The following is an 18,704-nucleotide window of genomic DNA, read 5'->3' as shown; positions in this document are numbered from 1 at the left end:
GACATGTACAGCATTTTTCTGGTGGACGACGAGGAATTGGAATTGGAAATGATGCGGGACATCATCCGTTGGGAAGAGATGGGGATTTACGTCGCTGGCGTCGGCATCAATGGGAAGGACGCTCAGGAGAAAATCCAAGCCATTCAGCCCGACATCGTGCTGACAGACGTTCAGATGCCCTTCATGGACGGCCTGAAGTTGGCCAAGTGGGTCAGGGAGCAGTATGACTGGATGCAGATCGTGTTTCTGACCGGTCATGACGAGTTTAGTTACGTGAAATCAGCCTTGCACGTCGGAGCAGTAGGTTATTTGCTGAAGCCGCTGGATCTGGAGGAAATTTCCGGTGTGATTGCGCAGGTGAAGCAAAAGTGCGAAGAGGTGCGTTTAAAATATAAATCGGTCCAGATGACCAAAGCCAAGTTGTTGAAGGAGCTGCTTCACGAAAAATCTCTAGTTCGGCAAGAGCAACTCACCGTCGAGCTAGGAAAGTTGGAACGGGGGAGGGGAGCATCCGCTCCTTCCTACACATTGGCGCTCTGCAGTGTGGACCGCTGCGCAAGCGGAAGTATCAACCGCGGGGAGACCGACGTCAGAGGGGAGGCGGGGTCGTTGGAAACGGCGATCTCCCGTCTGCCGGAAGTGTTGGAGGATTATTTTCACGCGATTCGTAAAGACGCGATGGTGGCTACGCTGCAGGAAGGGGAGCTGGCGATCTTTATCGCGGCTGAACCTGAGAGCGGAAGCCAACCCGCTACGACACGAGAGCAGTGGGGGACGCTGCAACAGACGGTCCGAGGATTGCTGGGGCTGTCAGTCACGCTCGCCATCAGCAACGAAGCAGCCGAACTTGCCGGTATCGCTCAGCTGTATGAACGGGTGCGCAGCTTAAGGGACGGACGCTTCTTCCTTGGGCCGGGGCAGATTTTATTTGTCAGTGACGTCAAACCGGGATACCGCTATGGAGAGCTGCCGCCCTTCTCAGAGCAGGCGTGGATGGAGGCGTTGCAGCAACAGCGCAGTGAAGAGGCAGAAGCGATCTTGCGTGATTATCTCATGAACGTTCGCCAGCTGCGGATCGATAAATCGCTTGTGTACGAGTGGGCGATCGATTTGTTAGACCGCTTGGAGGAACAGATTCACACTCCGAGCCTAAATTGCCAAGCTGAGCCGGTCAAACGTGCCGCCTTGTATCAATCGGTGTACGACTGCCAGACGTTGCAGGAGATTGAAGCGGCGATTTGGCGGGCGGCAGCCCATTACTTGGAGCTGCTGATGGAGCGGTCCACGGACAAGAACGCCAAGCTGGTACATCAGGTCTGCCAGATCATCGACAATACGTATCATGAGCCGATCACAATTCAAAGCTTGTCCAGCCAAGTGTATTTGTCACCGAACTATCTGCGCTCGATTTTCCGGGACAAAACCGGGATGACGATTCATGACTATCTGACTCGCATCCGCCTGGAGAAAGCCAAGGAGATGCTGGTAGATCCATCGCTGAAGGTACAGGATATCGCCCAGAAAATCGGTTACGAGAGCACGTCCTACTTCATTTCCTTATTCGTGAAAAACCAAGGAGTCACGCCAAATGAATATCGAAAAAATCTCTAAAAGGACGAAAGGCATGAACCCGATCACTCGGCGATTGTTCCCGTTCAGGCACCATTGGTTTACTAACCTTCGGCTGCGCAATAAGCTGTTTATTATTTTCCTTCTCGTGTCCTTTATCCCGTGCTCCGTGCTGATTTATTATTCCTACACTTCTACGCGGGACGCGATTACGGAGCAGACGTACGCTTCGTTAAGCGGGACGTTAAATCAGATCAATACGAACTTGGAGAACCGGCTGGGGTATTACGAGCAGCTGACCAATATTTTGTATATGGATGCGCAGCTGCGGAATTACCTGTCCAATGATTATGAGCAGGCCTTTTATTATATTGATGCCTTCCGCTATATCAATCGGACGATGTCCTCCATGATGATTTCCAATTCTAATCTTCAGGGCATCACCATTTACATCGATAACAAGACGCTCTATTCCGATAAGCAGTACATCCGCTACACCGAGGAGCTCCCGGAAAGGGTGAAGCAGCAGGCGCTGGACGCGGCCGGAAGTCCGGTCTACACCCATATCGAAGATCCGCAGACCGGGTCGTCCTATGTCACACTGGCCCGTTCGCTGAGCTACTTCAGCTTATCGCAACCGTATGGCATTCTAACGATCAATATCGACGACAAGGAAATCTACTCCCTGATCGAAAAAGAGAACGTCAACAAGAGCGTCTACATCATCGACGAGAACGGCCGCGTGATCAGTTCCGGTGATGCGGCGATGAAGGGCAATCAGCTGTTCGACCTCTATCCGATTCAAGGGGATATAACGTTGTCCAGCGGGAAGTTCGATAAGCGGATTGACGGACAGGAATTGTTTTTTACCTACAAAAAGTTACGTAACGGATGGACGACGGTCATCACCGTTCCCTATGACGAGCTGCTCGCCAATACGAATAAGGCGACCAAACGAATTGTCTGGGTATCGGTCACTGTGATTGCGGTTGCCGCCCTGCTTATTTTTGTGACAGCCAAGGTGATTACGAAACGGATCGAGGGACTGCTGCAGCAAATCCGCAAGGTAGAGCGGGGGAACTTTCAGGTGCAACGCATGCCGATGGGCAACGATGAAATCGGGCAGCTGTCGTACGCGTTCCAGAAGATGGCGGCGCGTATTCAGGAACTGATTAATGAGGTATACGTGAAGGAAATCGCCGTCAAAGATTCGGAGCTAACGACGCTGCAGGCGCAGATTAATCCGCATTTTTTATACAATACGTTGTCCTCGATCTCTTCGCTGGCATTGAAGGAAGGCAGCATGCAGGTGTACCAGATGGTTAACCATTTATCGAAATATTATCGAATCTCGTTGAACAAGGGCAAACGGGTGGTGTTGCTGGAACAAGAAATCCAGTTGGTCAAAAACTACGTTTCCATCCAGGCGATTCGGTTCCGCGGGATGCTGCATATGCACTACGATTTGGACGAGTCGTTGTTTAACCGCACGGTGATCAAGTTGATTTTGCAGCCATTTATCGAGAACTGCATCAATCACGCGATTTGGAGTGAGTCCGGCATCAACATTATCGTCAAGCTCAAGGCGGAAGGAGAAGATCTTCTGCTGCAGGTCATCGACGACGGACAAGGCATGACCCGCCAGCGGCTGGAGGAGGCGTTTAACAAAGCGAGCAATCAATCCGGCTATGGGATCAAAAATGTAGATGACCGGATCAAACTGGCTTATGGGGAGCGATACGGGGTGGAAATTTTCAGCCGGCTTGGCATCGGGACGAATGTGACGATTCGCCTGCCGTTAAATCCGAATGCGTCCGAGCTGGAAACGCGGCTGATTATAGGCTGATATAGGGGTTCTAACGGAGGGAAGTCGATGAAAGTCGTTTTCCATTATGAATAGTAACTTTACGTTATAGATATCCCGGGGGGCGCTTTTTACAATTGAGGTGAGCTTGAGGTCCAAGCGCAAAAGTTCAAGAGAGGGGTTTACGCGAATGAAGAAAAAGCTGCTATTCATGGTATCCTCTATGTTGGTCCTGGCCTTGCTCGCAGGCTGCGGGTCCGGGAACACCCCGTCGGCGGGAGGCAATTCTCCTGCGGCGAGCGGAACAACCGGAGAGGCACCGGCGGATGACAAGTCGCCGATCACGCTGACGTTGTTTGACCAGAACACCGGGGATCCATTTACAAACCCTGTAGCGAAAGCGATTACAGAAAAAACGGGCGTGACGGTAGAAATCCAGCAGCCCACCGGGAATCCAGCGGAGAAGCTGAACCTGATGCTGGCAAGTAACGATTTGCCGGACATCGTGCTGATGAGCCGCGGAAGCGACATCATGAACAAGTATATCTCCTCGGGAGCCGTGATCCCGCTGGACGATCTGATCGAGCAATACGGCCCGAACATCAAGAAGATGTATGGGGATACGCTGAAGAAGACGCGCAGTGCGGACGGGAAGAACTACTATCTGGCTAACTGGTACGGTCTGGAGCAGTATCCGGTATTCGGCTTCCTGATGCGGATGGATTTGATGAAGGAGCTGGGTGTTGGGGATAAGGTGAACAACGGCGAGCCGTTTACCGCCGAAGAGTTCGAGAACCTGCTAAAGGCGTTTAAGGAGAAGTACCCAACAATCGATGGCAAGGAAACCATTCCGATGACGTTAAATGGCGACAACATGAGCGGGGTCACCGGTACGTTTAAAGGAATGTATGGCATTATGCCGTATTACGAGAAAGACGGCAAGCTGCTGAAGGATATCCGCGATCCGCGGTATTTGGAAATGATGAAATATATGAACTCATTGTATCGCCAACGTCTACTCGACAAAGAGTGGGTACGATGAAGACGAAGCAGTATGAACAGAAGCTGGCAGCTGGGAACGTTTTTGCTACCGCGGATGCAGGTTGGAACGTAGGCGGAGCCAACGGTCTGTTGAAGGCAGATGCTCCGGACCCCGCGAAGGCGGAGGAAAGACAGTTCTATCAATATAAAGTGCTGGCACCGGGCATCGGACCAGACCAAACGACGTACGGGCCAAAGAGCTCGCTTGGTTGGGACGGCATCTCCATCACCAAGACGAACAAGGACCCGGTTCGCACGATCAAGTTCCTGGATTTCCTCGCCAGCGAGGAAGGGCAGTATTTGATGATGTGGGGCGTGGAAGGCGAGCATTGGGATATGAAGGACGGCAAGCACGTGCCGCGTCAAGAAGTACTGGACGCCTTCAAGAAGGATTGGGCAGAAGCCTCCCGCACGACCGGGATCCGCAAATGGACTTGGACGATCAAGAACGGACCGGGCTCTGACGGCACGCCATATGACTTGATTGGCCGTGGGATGAGCGATCCGACGACGGATCTGGCGATCAAGAACTTGGCGGATACGTCGTTTGATACGGCGCCTTACGATAGCCTTGGCCCGGACGGTGGCACACCGGAAGCCATTATGGAGACGAAGGTGAACGAGACGATTAACGAGTACTTCCTGAAGATGGCCTTGGCTCCTAGCGAGCAAGACGTGGTGACGTTGTACGACACCATGATGAAGCAAGTGGAGGCTGCTGGCCTATCGAAACTGGAAGATGTGTATAACAAGAAGTATCAAGAACGTATGGAACTGTGGAAATAAGACGATGTGACTGAAGCGGCGGGGGAATGGGTTCCTCCGCTGCTTTGTTTTTGAACGAAGCTGCTAATCAAAAAAGGCATATCCCGCTATCAATCGGAACATCGTTGCATGGAACCTCATAAGGTTCGACCTTATAATGGGGGCGAATAAGCGGAGAAAGGGTGGGGTTGAATGACGATTAACGGAACGATCACGGAAAAAGTCCGCTTCTGGGTGGAATCAGATACGCTTAAATTTTTGGATAACGGGCTTGGTCGCTTAAGCTTTGATTTGGCTGGCGGCACCTTTGCCTGGACCTGCCGCGAAGCGCTGGTGTGGCACGAGATTCGCAGCGCGTTTCGGTGGCAGGGGAGGGAATACCATACCGGCCTGTATGAGCGCCATGAAGTGATCGGGGAGCCGAAGGAGCTTAGCGATGCGTTTGGATGCGGCCTGCAGGTGGGGATTCGTCACGAAAAACCGGGGTTGCCGATCGTGGAGCAGTATTTTTCCCTTTATGAGCAGCAACCTTTCTTCTTGATCCGGGTTGTTGTGGCAGCTGAAGGCGGACTAAAGTTAAACAGGATTGTGGTGCTGCAGTCCGCCAAGCTGAGTATCGAAAACGCTCCCTCGCGTCACGAGGCGTCTGGGGAGGATCAACTGCATGCTCTTCGCCTCCCTTACGACAACGATAAATGGGTGCGTTACATTGCACAGCCGTTGCCTTGGGAGACAGAAAGCTATGAAGCGGCCGCGTTGTTTTATCCGGGCAGCCGGCGGGGCTTTGTGACGGGCTCGGTGTCCCACGACGTTTGGAAGACGGGCATCCGCATCCGAAGTGAACGAGCTGGCAGGCTGGATGAGTTCGAGCTGTATGCCGGGGCAGCCGGCGTGATGACACGGGATACGCAGCCGCACGGGTATGTGCACGGGCCGCGGGTCGAATCCCCGCTGGTGTTCGCGGGATATTATGACGATTACCGCGAGGGGCTGGAGGCATATGGCCAAGCCAACGCGGCGGTTGAGCCACCGCTGAAGTGGGAAGGCGGCGTACCGTTTGGCTGGAACAGCTGGTCGGCGGCAATGAGCACGTTGGATTACGAGCTGTATACGTCAACCAGTGATTTTCTGAGAGGTGAAGTGCAGCCGCTGGGATTTGAGAGCGGAGAGACACTCTACATCAACTTCGATGCCTTCTGGGATCGGCTGACGGCAGAAGAGATGGCGGATGCACTGCGCCGGGTGCGGGAGAATGGACATAAGCCGGGAACGTATTGGACGCCGTTTGCCTTCTGGGGCAGTCCTGAGCAATTCAGCCGGGAAGTGGAGGGCACGGGCGGCAAGTATACGTACGGTGAGATCTTGCTTCGCGATGCGGAAGGGGAAATCGTGGCCGATATCGCCGGCGGTCTGGCGATTGATCCCACACATCCGGGGGCGTTGCAGCGGATCGATTGGTTTACGGAGAAGATCATTCGCGAAGGCTTCGAATACGTGAAGCTCGACTTCATGGCGCACGGGGCGCTGGAAGGGAAGCATTATGACCCTGCGATCACGACCGGCATCGCGGCTTACCGCCACGGCTTATCCTACTTGGCATCAAAGCTGTCACCGGAGGCGGTTGGACGGCCATTTTTTATCAATCTGTCGATTGCGCCGCTGTTTCCGTACGCTTTTGCCAATAGCCGCCGCATTTCCTGCGATGTGTTTGGACAGATCGGAGATACGGAATATTTGCTCAACTCGTTGACTTACGGCTGGTGGATGAATGACTGCCTGTATCGATATAACGATCCAGACCACACGGTACTCTACAAAAGCTTCAATCAGGACGAGACCGGATGGCATGAAGGGCGGAGCCGCCTGACGGCATCGGTCATTGCTGGAACACTGTTGTTGCTTGGCGATGACTTCCGCAAGGAAGGCGCCGCAGAACGTGCCAAGGCTTGGCTGGGCAATCGCGCGGTGATGGACGTCGCCCGATTGGGGCAAACTTTCCGGCCGTTGGAGTGGGGCTTTGGTGATCGGTCGGCTGATGTATTTGTGTTGGAGGTTCCTGCTTCAAATCCTGAGGGCGGAGATGCGTGGTATATGGCCGTGTTTAACTTTGATGGGACGAAGGGGGCTCGGAAGACGGTATCTCTATCGCGTGCAGGGCTGAATCCGAAGGTGCTGTACCGGGTTGATGATTTGTGGGAAGGTACGGAACAGGAAACTGCGGGCGAGCTGGTTGTCGACCTGAAGCCGGCGGAAGCCAAACTATTTAAACTCACTCAGCGGACGGTGATCTGAACATGGCAATTTGGGTGGATGAACAACATCAGATTTTTGCATTGCAAACGAACGGCAGCTCTTATGTATTTGGCTTGAATGAGAAAGGCAGACTACAGCATCTGTATTGGGGAGCGCCGATCGATCCGATCGAGGCGTTGCCGCTGCTGGGGACGCGGGGGCATAGCTCCTTCGACGCGGAGATTGAACGGGAAACGGAGGAGTACAGCTTCTGGGGCGGTGTAGGATATGTTGAACCGTCGCTAAAAGTGACTTGGCCGGATGGGGTGCGGGATTTTTGCCCGAAGTATGCGGGGTACCGGGTCGATCAGCAAAACGGGAAAGATACGCTGACGCTTACCTTTCAAGATGAGGTGTATCCGTTTGAGGTTCGCTTGAGCTATGCGGTGATTCCTGAGCACGATGTGCTGGAGCGGTCCGCCAGCTTCGTGAATTTGGGCGGTGAACCGGTGCTGTTGGAGACGATGCAATCGGCTGCTTGGACGATGCCGGTGTTGCGGGACTATCGGTTGACGCATGTCACAGGGAAGTGGGCGGGCGAGTTCCAACTGCGACGTACCTTCTTATCCGAAGGCAAAAAAGTCCTGGAATCGCGCCGCGGCTTCACCGACGGCCATGCGAATCCGTGGTTTGCCGTTGATGACGGGACGGCGGCGGAGGATCGCGGCGATGTATGGTTCGGGGCGCTGGCATGGAGCGGCAACTGGAAAATCGTCGCCGAACAAACCGCGTTTCATCATGTTCGCGTAACCTGCGGCATCCACGATTTCGACAGTACGTGGTTACTTGGCCCCGGCGAGACGTTTGCCGCACCGATGTTTGTCGGCGGGTATAGCGCCGCCGGGTTCGGCGAGATGAGCCGCAAGCTGCATCGCTATCAACACGATTACGTGCTGCCGAGCCGAGAGCCGCGCAAGGTGCTGTACAATTCGTGGGAAGCGACGTACTTCGATGTGAACGTGCAGGACCAAATGGCTTTAGCGGAGCGCGCGGCCAAGCTTGGTGTAGAGCTGTTCGTCGTTGACGACGGCTGGTTTGGGGCGCGCAACCATGATCGCGCCGGGCTGGGCGACTGGGTCGTCAACCGGGAGAAGTTCCCGAACGGGCTGAGCGAGCTGATCGATCGGGTACATGAGCTGGGCATGGACTTCGGGATCTGGGTGGAGCCGGAAGCGGTGAACCCGGACAGCGACCTGTACCGGAGTCATCCGGATTGGGTGTACCATTTTCCGACTCGGGGAGGGACGGAGCTGCGCAACCAGCTGCTCTTAAACATCTCCAAGCCGGAGGTCAAAAACTACATCCTGGAGTTCATGACTGATCTGCTTAGCCAACACCAAATCAAGTTCATTAAATGGGACATGAACCGGACGGTGACGGAGCCAGGGATGAAGGATCATCCGCTGAATCGCCAGAAGGAGATTTGGATTCGGCACGTGCAAAGCCTATATGAGATCTGGGCCGAGCTGCGCCGGCGGTTCCCGCACGTGGAGTTTGAGACTTGTGCGGGCGGGGGCTCGCGGATTGATCTTGGCATTTTCCAATATGCGGATCAGTCTTGGCCCAGCGATAATACAGATGCCTTCGACCGGCTGAGCATCCAGGAGGGTTTCTCCTATGTGTATGCGCCGAAGATGATGACCTGCTGGGTGACGGAGTCCCCTACCGGGATGAACCGCCGCGTGCTGTCGTTGCCGTACCGGTTCCACAGCGCGATGATGGGAACGCTGGGCATCGGCGCGAACCTCAACCATTGGAGCGAAGCGGAGCTGCAGGAGGCCGCCGGATTTGTCCAGCTTTACAAAACGATCCGCCCACTGGTGCAGTTCGGCGACCAGTACCGGCTGAATGCGCTGAGCCACCTGGGGGTGACGGCAGTTCAGTACGTGGACGCCGCTCGCGGGGATAGCGTGCTGCTGGCGTTCCTGCATTCGCAACGGCTGGGCGACCGCCTGCCTCGCTTACGTCTGCAAGGCCTCGCGCCGGACAAAACCTACGCCATCGAAGGGGTGTCCGGCGCCTGGAGTGGCCGCAGCCTGATGCAAATCGGCATCGAGCTCCCGCTGCGTGGCGACTTCGACAGCGTGCTGTACCGGATTTGCGAAGCGTAGTGCGCGACCGAAACCCCAGCCGATAGAGGTTGGGGGTTCTTTACGTTGCCTATTTAGCGGTAAAAATGTCCCTTATTTTCCACTCCACCTTGGAAATCGAGGAAATAAGGGACTTTTATGGTGCTATTTTGCAGAGAGAGCGACGAAATGGCGGAATTTCGACCAGCATCCGGAGAATAACGCCCTTTTTGGTCGTTATTTTCTGATATCTAGCCGATGAAGCCGCAATAACGGTAAAAAATTCCGCTATTCCCGCTGAAAGGAAAATTTTTCTTGCCATACTCCCCAATTTAAGCCGGCGTTCGAAGAGATGATCCGCAGCTTCTCGGCTTCATAAACTGATGTGGTTGTTTTTTTGAAGCACGATAAGCTATTTTAGAGGTAACTTATCAGATGAATCGGTGAACAAGGAGGGATGGATGATGCGGCAGGTGGATCTATCGGAAATGATTCGCCCGGCAAGCCGACGGAAGCAAAATGAGATCATCCGTACTTCGGTATCTTTAAAGCCTGCGCGATCGGAGGCCGAAATCAAGCTGTTAGCACGAAGCGTGAGAAGCCGATTTTTGAAGAGTCTTTCGGAAGGACGCATTCAAATCAACAGCGAGCGAGAATGGACCTTACGCTAAAAACCGGGGAGGGACGTCAGTGTCTACCATATGGGAAAGTGAAGGGTTTCGGGAAAAATTGATCGAGGTAAAAAAATCAGCCCCAAGCGGCATAAACCACTTGGGGCCGATCTTTTTTTCGGATCGTGTCCGAGACTTATCGGATCACGATTTTGTGAACCACGCTGTTCACCGCGCCGGCGTCATCGGTCACCGTCAAGGTGACGGTGTACGATCCAGCAGCGGAGAAGCGGTGTTTGACTTTGGGGCCGAGCTCGGTGCCGCCGTCGCTGAATGACCAGCTGTAGCGGACGATGCGGCCGTCGGCATCCGAGGAGGCGGAACCGTCAAAGTCAATTTGCTTATTCTTGGCCGCACGCTCCACGGCATGAATGACGGCTACCGGCAGGACGTTTGGCGTATTTCCGGGATCCTCGCCCGGATTTTCACCCGACGCGCTGACGAACAAACGGCCCGGCGCTTGGAAATCGCCGCTGTTTCCAGCCGCATCGCGAACTGTAACCACGATCACGCCGCCTTCCAAGACAAGCGAGGCAGGTGTCGTGTACGTTCCTTCATAGTGCCCTGGTTCAGTTTCCGTCATCGAAATTCCGTTGCTCGAACCGCCCGATAACGATAACGGCAGTTCGATGCGGAACGAAGCCGTCAGCCCTGGAACGCTGTCAAAGGATACCGTCACCGCTTCACCTGCTGTTAAATGAACATCCTCTGCCGGTGTCAGATTAGTGATCTCCGGCAGCTCGGTATCCACGTAGACCGTCCGAGTGACCGTGGTTTCGTTTCCGGCGTGGTCCGTCGCGGTTACGGTGATCAGATTCTCACCGGCATTAATCAACATACGGTACGCGAACGCGCCGCTGCCTTCCAGCGGAACTTCTTGTCCGTTTACGGTCAGCTTGTTGATGAACTCATCAAGCGCAGAACCCGTCACGTTCAGCACTTCCGAATTGGTTCGGAAGCCGTCCACCGGTGAAACTATTTCGAGTTCCGGAGCGGTGGTGTCCAGTGTAATTGTGACTGGCAGTGAACGATCTGTTGCTTTTCCGTTCACGATGACTTCGGCGGACAACGCGTTGGCTCCGTCATGAAGCTCGATCGGCAGACTGAATTGTCCGTTTTCAACCGTAGTTTCACCCGCCAGCTCGGTGCCGTTGTACACCTTCACCTCAGCGTCGTTGGCTGGAGAGGTTCCGGTCACGGTAAAGGTAGATTGATTCGTATAAGAGCCGTCCTCCGGCAACGTAATGACCGGCGCGTCCACCGGATAACGCACGATGGCACGAATCATGAAGTTGCCTTGTGCTTGTTCCGCCAAGCTCCACGCCCCATTGATTCGATTCCAGCTGCGACGGGCGTTCGGGCTGGATTCGTCGGCTGCAAGCCCCGGAGCGTTTGTTCCGGCCAAGGTTTGAATGTACACGATGTAGAAGTCGCCTTCGACAGTGACCGGTTCTGGCAGCTCGAGCACGGTCCATTGGTCATTACGCAATGCGGTACCGTCAAAAGGACCGGCTACTTGCCGACCTGGCGCTCCGTCAGGGCCGGATGCGTCGTAAACGGCGTATTGGAACTCGGTTCCGCCCGGAACAGGCCATTCGGTATTCCAGAATCGGATCGATGCGCCGGTGACTTGCACCGCGCCGGCTTCCGGCGTCATGCGTACCGCCCAGGCGTTGTTTGCCGCGTTGAAGGCCCAAGCATTTTCCGGCGTGCCATCATCGTAGGCGATTTCGCCCGGCAAGCCCACAAACGGCCTGAGCGCCAACGAGCCGTCGGCTGTACCGTTCGGCGGTACCGTAACGGTTAACGTATTCGCGTAATAATCGGCCGCTCTTGCCGACAAGGTATAGGTGCCTTCCAGAAGCTCTAATGAGAAGCTGCCATCAGCCCCGGTGATTTGCGGTGCAACCATCGCATCTTCATGCACCATCACCGTTGCGCCTTCAATCGGCTCCCCAGTACGTTCATCGGTAATCGTTCCGGTGAGCGTACCTTTCGGAATCGGCTGCAGGGTGAAGTTGACCTTGGCGTTTACCTGATCGGCGATGGTCACATTGGCCGTTTGCGGATAATAGCCGTAGGCTTCCGCTTTCAGCGTGTAATCCCCAGCAACATGATTCAAGCTGTAGCGTCCGGTGGCTGGATCGGTTTTTACAGAGCGCCCGGTTTCCACCACCGTCACGGTTGCGCTGGCCGGCAGGCTGCTGATGCCGATGTCACCGGCTGGCTTCGCTTGTTTCACCTGCTGCTCGAATTCGGCCTTGCTTGTGCGGGTCAGCTTGTAGGCCGGCCCGGATTTTACGGCCTTGTCCGTTTTTGCTCCGGCTTCGCCAAGCACGTTTTGCGTCACCTGATCTTCCGGTGTATTTACGCTAAGCACCTGAACGTTGTCGATGTACCAGCCGGCTTTCACAACGCTGCCGTCCGTCGTTAAACGGAACCGCACCTGAACTTGCTCTCCGACATAATCTTCGAGATCGTAATAAGCGGTGCTCCAAACCTTGCCATTGGTGCTATGTGAAAATTTGCCCAGCTCGTTCCATGTCGTTCCGCCGTCGGAGCTGATTTCCACATAACCGTTATCATAATTGGTTTCAATTTCAAACCAATGATCAAACACAAGGGTAGCATTATCGACGGTGCTCAAATCGATCGTCGGGGAGATGAGCGAAGCATTTGTTCCATTCTCATAGTTGCTGTCGAGATCGGTTCCCCATACGTTTGGCTCGGAGACAGCGCTAGCCGGACCGGGTTCCACCGGGGTGCCGCGTTCCCATTCGTCCCGCGTGCCGCTGTGCGTCCAGCCGTTATCGCTGCTGCCGTCAAAGTTATCACTGAATACCGTCACCGGACGTACAACTGTCAGCTCCAGCTCATTGGATTTAGGGCCTTCGTTGTCACTGTAATCCGTAGCGGTGACCGCATAATAATAGGTATGATCCGTTTCAGTTGTTGTGTCGGTAAATTCCGTTTGGCCGCTTGTACCGATCACCTCATAGCCGGAGCCCGAAGTGGTCGAGCGGTACACCGTGTACAATTTCACGTCCTCATCGGCGGACGGAGACCAGGACAACTCGGCACTGCCGGCAAAGTTCACGGAGCCGGTCAGATCGGCAGGTGCTTCAGGTGCGGTGGCGTCAGGTACTTGCAGGGACAGATCGTCCAGGTACCAACCGGCCTTATGCACGGAGCCGTCGCTGGTCAGTCCAAACTGCAGGTAAACTTGCTCACCGGCATAGTCGCGCAGGTCCAGGTATTGTGTTTTCCAGCCGTCGCTTGTGCCAGTGAATTCCGCTACCGGTACGAACGCGTAATCGGTGTCTAAAGAAGCGATATACACCGTGCCGATATCGTAGCCCTCCTCAAGGTCATACCAATGCTTAAAAGAGAGCAATGCCCCTTGCGGACTATCGGTCAAATTGATCGGCGGCATAAGCAGATACGAATTGCTGTTGGGTGCGTAGGTGCCGGTCAGATTGCTGGCGTACACCTTCTCACCGGAGTAGGCGCTGCCCGGTCCGCTGACTGGCGTTCCCCAAGCCCAAGTGTTGCCGGCTCCGCCAGACTGGAATCCGATGGGTTCCGACTCGAAATCTTGCAAATATCCGGGCTCGATCCCGGCTGACACCGTCACAGAATAGTGCTCGCTGTCAAATCCGTTATTGCCGTAATCATTCACGTGGATATAATATTCAAGGCCGGCTGTTCCGATCAGGAAAGCGGGGATGGTGGCTTCATATACGCCATCCTTCTCGTTTCCGGATACCCGTGTGGCCGGAATATATAAATAATGGCTGGTTCCAGCTTCTTTCGCATAAAAATCGACCGATGTGACCGCCACCTCGTCGCTGACACGGGCGGATAATGTCAAATCAAAGCCTTCATATATTAAGGTAGGCGGCGTATGCTCTAGGACCGGTTCGTCCAAGTCTTCTCCGCCGGTCACCACGCGACCGGAGACGCTGCCGATCCCTTGGAGGACAGAGCCTACGGCGTTCAACGCATTTACAATGCCGTATCCATATCCGTTATTAGGGACTGTCTCATACTCGGCGTCTGTCCGCGGTGTGGCCGTGCTGGTCAGGATTTCCTCCAGCTGGTCTACCGTGAGGGAATGGTTGGCCTGCAGCAGCAAGGCCGCGATGGCTGTCGTATGCGGGCCTGCCATCGAGGTGCCGTCCCAGCCGCCTTCATAGGCACCACCGGGAACGGAGGACCGAATGTTGACCCCAGGTGCGGAAACTTCCGGTTTAATTTCACCGTAAGGCGAAGGTCCACGCAAAGAGAAATCCGCCAAATTCCCGTTGATGTCCGTAGCACCGGTGGCAAACGCTTCAGGATAGTTAGCTGGCGCAGCTACCGAACCGGGACCGCCGGGGTTGAAGATATCGGTGTTGCCCGCCGAGAACTCAGGGAAGATTTGCGCGCTTCTCCAAGCTTGTACGATCGGGCGGAACCATTCATCAATACCGGGGCCTCCTCCCCAGGAATTGTTCACCACGTCCGGAGCCAGCTCCGGATGCAGATTCCCTTCGGCATCCACCGGGGCGAGCAACCATTGGCCGCCGTCCAGAATGATGGCATCCGTGGTGGAGGGGTTAAAGATACGGACTGCGATCCATTTCGCCCCAGGCGCGACGCCGATCTGGTTCGAGCCGTCCGGCTCCGAACCAACCATCGTTCCCATGGTGTGCGTGCCGTGGCCGTGGCTATCGGTAGGCAGCGAAGCATGGCTGTGCGGATCATACCAGCTGAGTTCGGGATTCACGATATTGCCCGAAGCATCAAGGGCCCGCCATTTGCTCCGTAGAGCCGGGTGGTTGTAATCTACCCCGGTATCGAGGTTAGCTACAACGATGCCGGTGCCGTCGATGCCCATATTCCACACCTCGGGGGCATTGACCTGGGCGATGTTCCACTCGACGCTGCTTGGAGTAACGTCGGAGGGAGCTTGACTTGTACCGCCCAGCGAAGAAGAAATTTCGTCGGCCGGTTTCACGGCAGGCTCTGCAGCCGCATCTTTGTGGATTTCAACCTTTTGCAGATGTCGTTCTTCATTCGGCAGAATTTTCTCCACTTCGGGGAAAAGGGCGATTTGCTCCAGTACTTCTTTCGAGCTTGTCACCGCCATGGCATTTACGATAAAGTAGCTTTTGTAGTCTTTCACCTCTCCGGATTGCTGGGCTTTCCGCAAGTATTCCTCCAGCGCATATTGGGTGCGGGAGGCCGTTTCGCGCAGGGCGCTGACAACGGAAGTCCGTACGGACAGCTTCGCGGCGGAAGGAGTGGATTTCTCCAGCTGGGCTTTCTGAAGAGCCAGCTTGGCGACCGAAGTTGTATCGGTCTGCTCCTTGAGTTTGACCAGGTAGGTGACGAAGTCGTCTTGCTTAAACTGGGTCTGCAATTTAGCGTCGATCTTGGCTTCGGCCACTTGGGGCGCGGTCGATCTCAGGCTGCTTTGTCCCGATACGCTGCTGCTGCTGGCGGAGGCGACGGGAACGAGAGTTAACGCAAGAAGGATCGACATGCCAAGCGAGAAAGGTTTGCGAAATCTCTTGAGACTTATCAACTTCTTCACTCCCTTTGATTAAGTTTTAAGCCCAACATCCATCCTGTGACGGCCGCCCGGAGAAACGAATAGCTGAGTCCGGACGCATTACGCCTGACAAAAATTGAAGCAAGTGCCTCTTGGGTACATCACCTCCTTCGTGTAAAATAGTGGAAGCGGGTGTAAGTAAGTCATGGTGGATGTGGATGTGAGTTGAAGCCAATGCTGTGGAGAGAATCGTTTTAGTTTAGCAGGGGTCATAGAGTGAAGATAAGTTAACACGGAGCGCACCTTATTTTTCAACAATTCATAAAATAAGGTAAAATCTGGGGTTGTTACGGACAGTATATATCTGTAAAATCAGGTATACAAGTGGGTGGATGAGTAAAATATACATATTTTCTTATAAAAATAGGAAAAAATAACTAGAATTCAACGTGAACCACCGGAATTTATGTAAGATATCTTGACATCTTGCTGGCTTCGGTTTACATTAAGCACAAATTCATATCGGCGAATGAGGATGATGGGAGAGTCCGCGGGCTGATCCGAAAAGGGACGCCAGCTTAGCGGCACCGAAGGAGCAAGGGCCGGTCCTGCAGCCGGCAGCCGAATCTCTCAGGTACAAGGACCATGATCGGACGCCACTCTGGAGAGAGCGAACAGCCACCCAAGAGGTACATGGACCCGGATGTTAAGTTGAACCGGGAACATTAAACTTTCAGGTAACGGGGACAGAGCGAAAGGCAGCAGCCTTTTTGCTCTGTCTCTTTTTCGTCATAGAAAAAATGAGGGGAAGATGTAGCGATGCGATTTAAAAGCGTATTTTCTATTATCGGTCCGGCGATGATTGGGCCTTCCAGCTCACATACGGCCGGGGCTGTACGGATTGGACGATTTGCCCGTCAGCTGCTCGGAACCGCGCCGGTCAAGGCGGAGATTTGTTTCTACGGCTCCTTTGCCGAAACGTACAGCGGGCACGGTACCGATCTGGCCATCGTTGGCGGCATTCTGGATTACCGTACGGACGACGAGCGAATCCGCCAGTCGATGCAGGACGCTGAAAAGCAGGGGATTGAGGTGGTGTTTGCCACCGGAGTCCTGCCTGGGGCCCATCCGAATACGGTAAAAATAAAACTAACCCGCCAAGACGGAAGTCATATCGAGGTCATGGGGGCATCCATTGGCGGAGGGACGATCGTCATTCGCAACATCGACGGTTTTGAGGTGAAATGCTCAGGCGAGCTGCCGACGCTGGTCATCTCCCACGCAGACCGGCAAGGGGTACTGGCAGGGATTACGGCCTTGTTCAGCCGGGAGAACGTCAATATCGGCTACATTATTACCGATCGGAAAGGGCGGACCTCTGAGGCACTGACTGTTGTGGAAGCCGATTCGTCCATTCCGCCGGAATTAGTGGAGGCGATCCGTGCGTTGGAGCATGTCAGCCAAGTGTCCTATATTGATCTGACGAAGTAAAGCGAGGAGGGAGCACGATGCGTTTTAAAAATTTACGTGAGCTGGCCCAGCTCTGTGAGCGGGAATCTCGCACGATTTCCAGCATTATGATTCAGGACCAGGTGGAAGAGAGCGGGCAATCGGAGGAAGAAATTTTGGCCGCCATGAACGAATACTACCAAATCATGAAAACGGCGGTGCATAAGGGGCTGACGGAGGATATCGTCTCCACAAGCGGGCTGACCGGCGGCGATGCCAAAAGGGTGGAGGCTTACCGCAATCGCAGTGAGACCTCGGTTGGTGACATCGCATGTCAGGCCATGGCTTATGCGCTGGCCGTGTCCGAGGTGAACGCTTCGATGGGCCGGATCGTCGCCACGCCGACGGCGGGCTCGTGCGGCATCATCCCCGGCGTGTTCGTCAGCGCCCAAGAGCGCTTCGGCTGGGAGGATGAGCATCTTGTGCGCGGGTTGTTTTGCGCGGGGGCCATCGGGTACGTGATCGCCAACAACTCGTTTATTTCCGGTGCAGAAGGGGGCTGCCAAGCAGAAATCGGATCGGCGATTGGGATGGCGGCCGGTGCAATGGTTGAGCTACGCGGCGGGACGCCGGAGCAGGCGGTGCACGCCGTTGGCCTCGCGTTAAAGAACACGCTGGGGTTGATCTGTGATCCCGTTGGCGGTCTCGTCGAAATTCCTTGTATCGTGCGTAACGGCTTTGGGGCGGTGAATGCGCTGGCTGCCGCCGATATGGCCTTGGCCGGTGTGCGCAGTGCGATCCCGTCGGACGAAGTCATCGACGTGATGCTGGAGGTGGGCTCGGCGATGCCCAGCCGCCATCGCGAAACCGCGCAGGGCGGGCTGGCACAAACGCCTACCGGCCGCAAAATCATGAAGGAGCTGCGAAGCCGGAAGAAGTAGAAGGAGTTGCTCCAAAGGTTTTCTTTTTTCAGAGGTAGGGTATGGATTTTGACGGTCGATGACCGAACCCACTTTGCGGGAAGCGACCATCGCGAGGATCGAGCCCGGGAAGATGACCAGTCCGGCATGGCTGGCGGTTAATCCGAAGCGATGCACTAAAATTTGCGGCAGCAAAAACAAGGTGGCAAAGCTGCCAGCGATACGGCCGACATGATCAAGGCCATCGCTTTGCCGCGCCGCTGGATCGGAACGTAACGGGATAACGTAACCATCGACAACGAAACGACCGCTCCGGCACCGGATGCTTGCACGATGCGAACGGCGAGCAGAATCCAGAAGCTCGGGCTAAACAACCCGGCGACGGCGGCGAGGCCCAGTGTTGTTCGAAAATTATCGAATGATTGAAATATATCATGCCTTACCTTATGATATAAATAGGGGAGAATGAATTCATCACGAAATTTAGATATAAAGTCCAGCGGTATGATGTCAAGCTGTTGATTTAATCGAACTGGAAATTTCCCGTGCCTGTTGAGCGCGGAGTCACGAAAAAAGGGCGCATCAAAC

9 protein-coding genes, 1 pseudogene and 1 riboswitch are annotated in these 18,704 nt (G+C 54.7%); of the genes and pseudogenes, 8 read left to right on the top strand and 2 right to left on the bottom strand.

From position 1 onward, the window contains the following. Positions 1-3: 3 nt before the first annotated feature. From RW092_RS17645 to RW092_RS17615, 6 genes and pseudogenes are all read left to right on the top strand, one after another. Positions 4-1,611, top strand: a complete 1,608-nt coding sequence (locus RW092_RS17645) for a response regulator transcription factor (protein WP_316010833.1) — start codon at positions 4-6, stop codon at positions 1,609-1,611. Continuing rightward, positions 1,589-3,415: a cache domain-containing sensor histidine kinase gene (locus RW092_RS17640; protein ID WP_316010832.1), complete on the top strand. Its 1,827-nt coding sequence runs from the start codon at positions 1,589-1,591 to the stop codon at positions 3,413-3,415. The genes RW092_RS17645 and RW092_RS17640 overlap by 23 nt, the downstream gene beginning before the upstream one ends. A gap of 148 nt (positions 3,416-3,563) precedes the next feature. After that, positions 3,564-5,200 (top strand): annotated as a pseudogene (locus tag RW092_RS23855) (extracellular solute-binding protein). Positions 5,201-5,371: 171 nt separating this feature from the next. After that, complete coding sequence (locus RW092_RS17625) at positions 5,372-7,471, top strand: alpha-galactosidase (protein WP_316010829.1); 2,100 nt, start codon at positions 5,372-5,374, stop codon at positions 7,469-7,471. 2 nt (positions 7,472-7,473) lie between these two features. Beyond that, positions 7,474-9,582 carry an alpha-galactosidase gene (locus tag RW092_RS17620; RefSeq protein WP_316010828.1) on the top strand — a complete coding sequence of 703 codons (2,109 nt, stop codon included), beginning with the start codon at positions 7,474-7,476 and terminating at the stop codon, positions 9,580-9,582. Positions 9,583-10,004: 422 nt separating this feature from the next. Further along, positions 10,005-10,211, top strand: coding sequence for a hypothetical protein (locus RW092_RS17615; RefSeq protein WP_316010827.1), 207 nt, complete (start codon positions 10,005-10,007; stop codon positions 10,209-10,211). Positions 10,212-10,347: 136 nt separating this feature from the next. Here the strand turns inward: RW092_RS17615 and RW092_RS17610 are convergent, their stop codons facing one another. Next, the gene (locus RW092_RS17610) at positions 10,348-15,780 is read right to left on the bottom strand and encodes a S8 family serine peptidase (RefSeq protein WP_316010826.1); all 5,433 of its coding nucleotides are present in this window, start codon (positions 15,778-15,780) and stop codon (positions 10,348-10,350) included. A 496-nt stretch (positions 15,781-16,276) separates the two neighbouring features. Continuing rightward, a riboswitch (glycine riboswitch) is annotated at positions 16,277-16,403 on the top strand. A gap of 163 nt (positions 16,404-16,566) precedes the next feature. On the opposite strand from RW092_RS17610, the gene sdaAB reads away from it, so the two are divergent. Beyond that, positions 16,567-17,238, top strand: coding sequence for an L-serine ammonia-lyase, iron-sulfur-dependent subunit beta (gene sdaAB / locus RW092_RS17605; RefSeq protein WP_316010825.1), 672 nt, complete (start codon positions 16,567-16,569; stop codon positions 17,236-17,238). Positions 17,239-17,255: 17 nt separating this feature from the next. Then, the gene (gene sdaAA, locus RW092_RS17600) at positions 17,256-18,137 is read left to right on the top strand and encodes an L-serine ammonia-lyase, iron-sulfur-dependent, subunit alpha (RefSeq protein ID WP_009226215.1); all 882 of its coding nucleotides are present in this window, start codon (positions 17,256-17,258) and stop codon (positions 18,135-18,137) included. Positions 18,138-18,292: 155 nt separating this feature from the next. Here sdaAA and RW092_RS17595 read toward each other — a convergent pair. Continuing rightward, positions 18,293-18,704, bottom strand: a 412-nt coding sequence (locus RW092_RS17595; RefSeq protein ID WP_410055550.1) for an MFS transporter, incomplete at its 5' end; no start/stop codon positions are given.

The sequence above is a fragment of the Paenibacillus sp. 3LSP genome, assembly GCF_032465655.1.
Taxonomy (GTDB): domain Bacteria; phylum Bacillota; class Bacilli; order Paenibacillales; family Paenibacillaceae; genus Fontibacillus; species Fontibacillus barengoltzii.
Note: the sequence above shows the minus strand (reverse complement) of the source record. Positions and strands in the feature narration are given on the sequence as shown.

What these genes read in the sequence shown, in the direction of transcription:
- sdaAA (WP_009226215.1), top strand. Translation starts at nt 17,256, where the DNA reads ATGCGTTTTAAAAATTTACGTGAGCTGGCCCAGCTCTGTGAGCGGGAA.
- RW092_RS17620 (WP_316010828.1), top strand. Translation starts at nt 7,474, where the DNA reads ATGGCAATTTGGGTGGATGAACAACATCAGATTTTTGCATTGCAAACG.
- sdaAB (WP_316010825.1), top strand. Translation starts at nt 16,567, where the DNA reads ATGCGATTTAAAAGCGTATTTTCTATTATCGGTCCGGCGATGATTGGG.
- RW092_RS17640 (WP_316010832.1), top strand. Translation starts at nt 1,589, where the DNA reads ATGAATATCGAAAAAATCTCTAAAAGGACGAAAGGCATGAACCCGATC.
- RW092_RS17615 (WP_316010827.1), top strand. Translation starts at nt 10,005, where the DNA reads ATGCGGCAGGTGGATCTATCGGAAATGATTCGCCCGGCAAGCCGACGG.
- RW092_RS17645 (WP_316010833.1), top strand. Translation starts at nt 4, where the DNA reads ATGTACAGCATTTTTCTGGTGGACGACGAGGAATTGGAATTGGAAATG.
- RW092_RS17625 (WP_316010829.1), top strand. Translation starts at nt 5,372, where the DNA reads ATGACGATTAACGGAACGATCACGGAAAAAGTCCGCTTCTGGGTGGAA.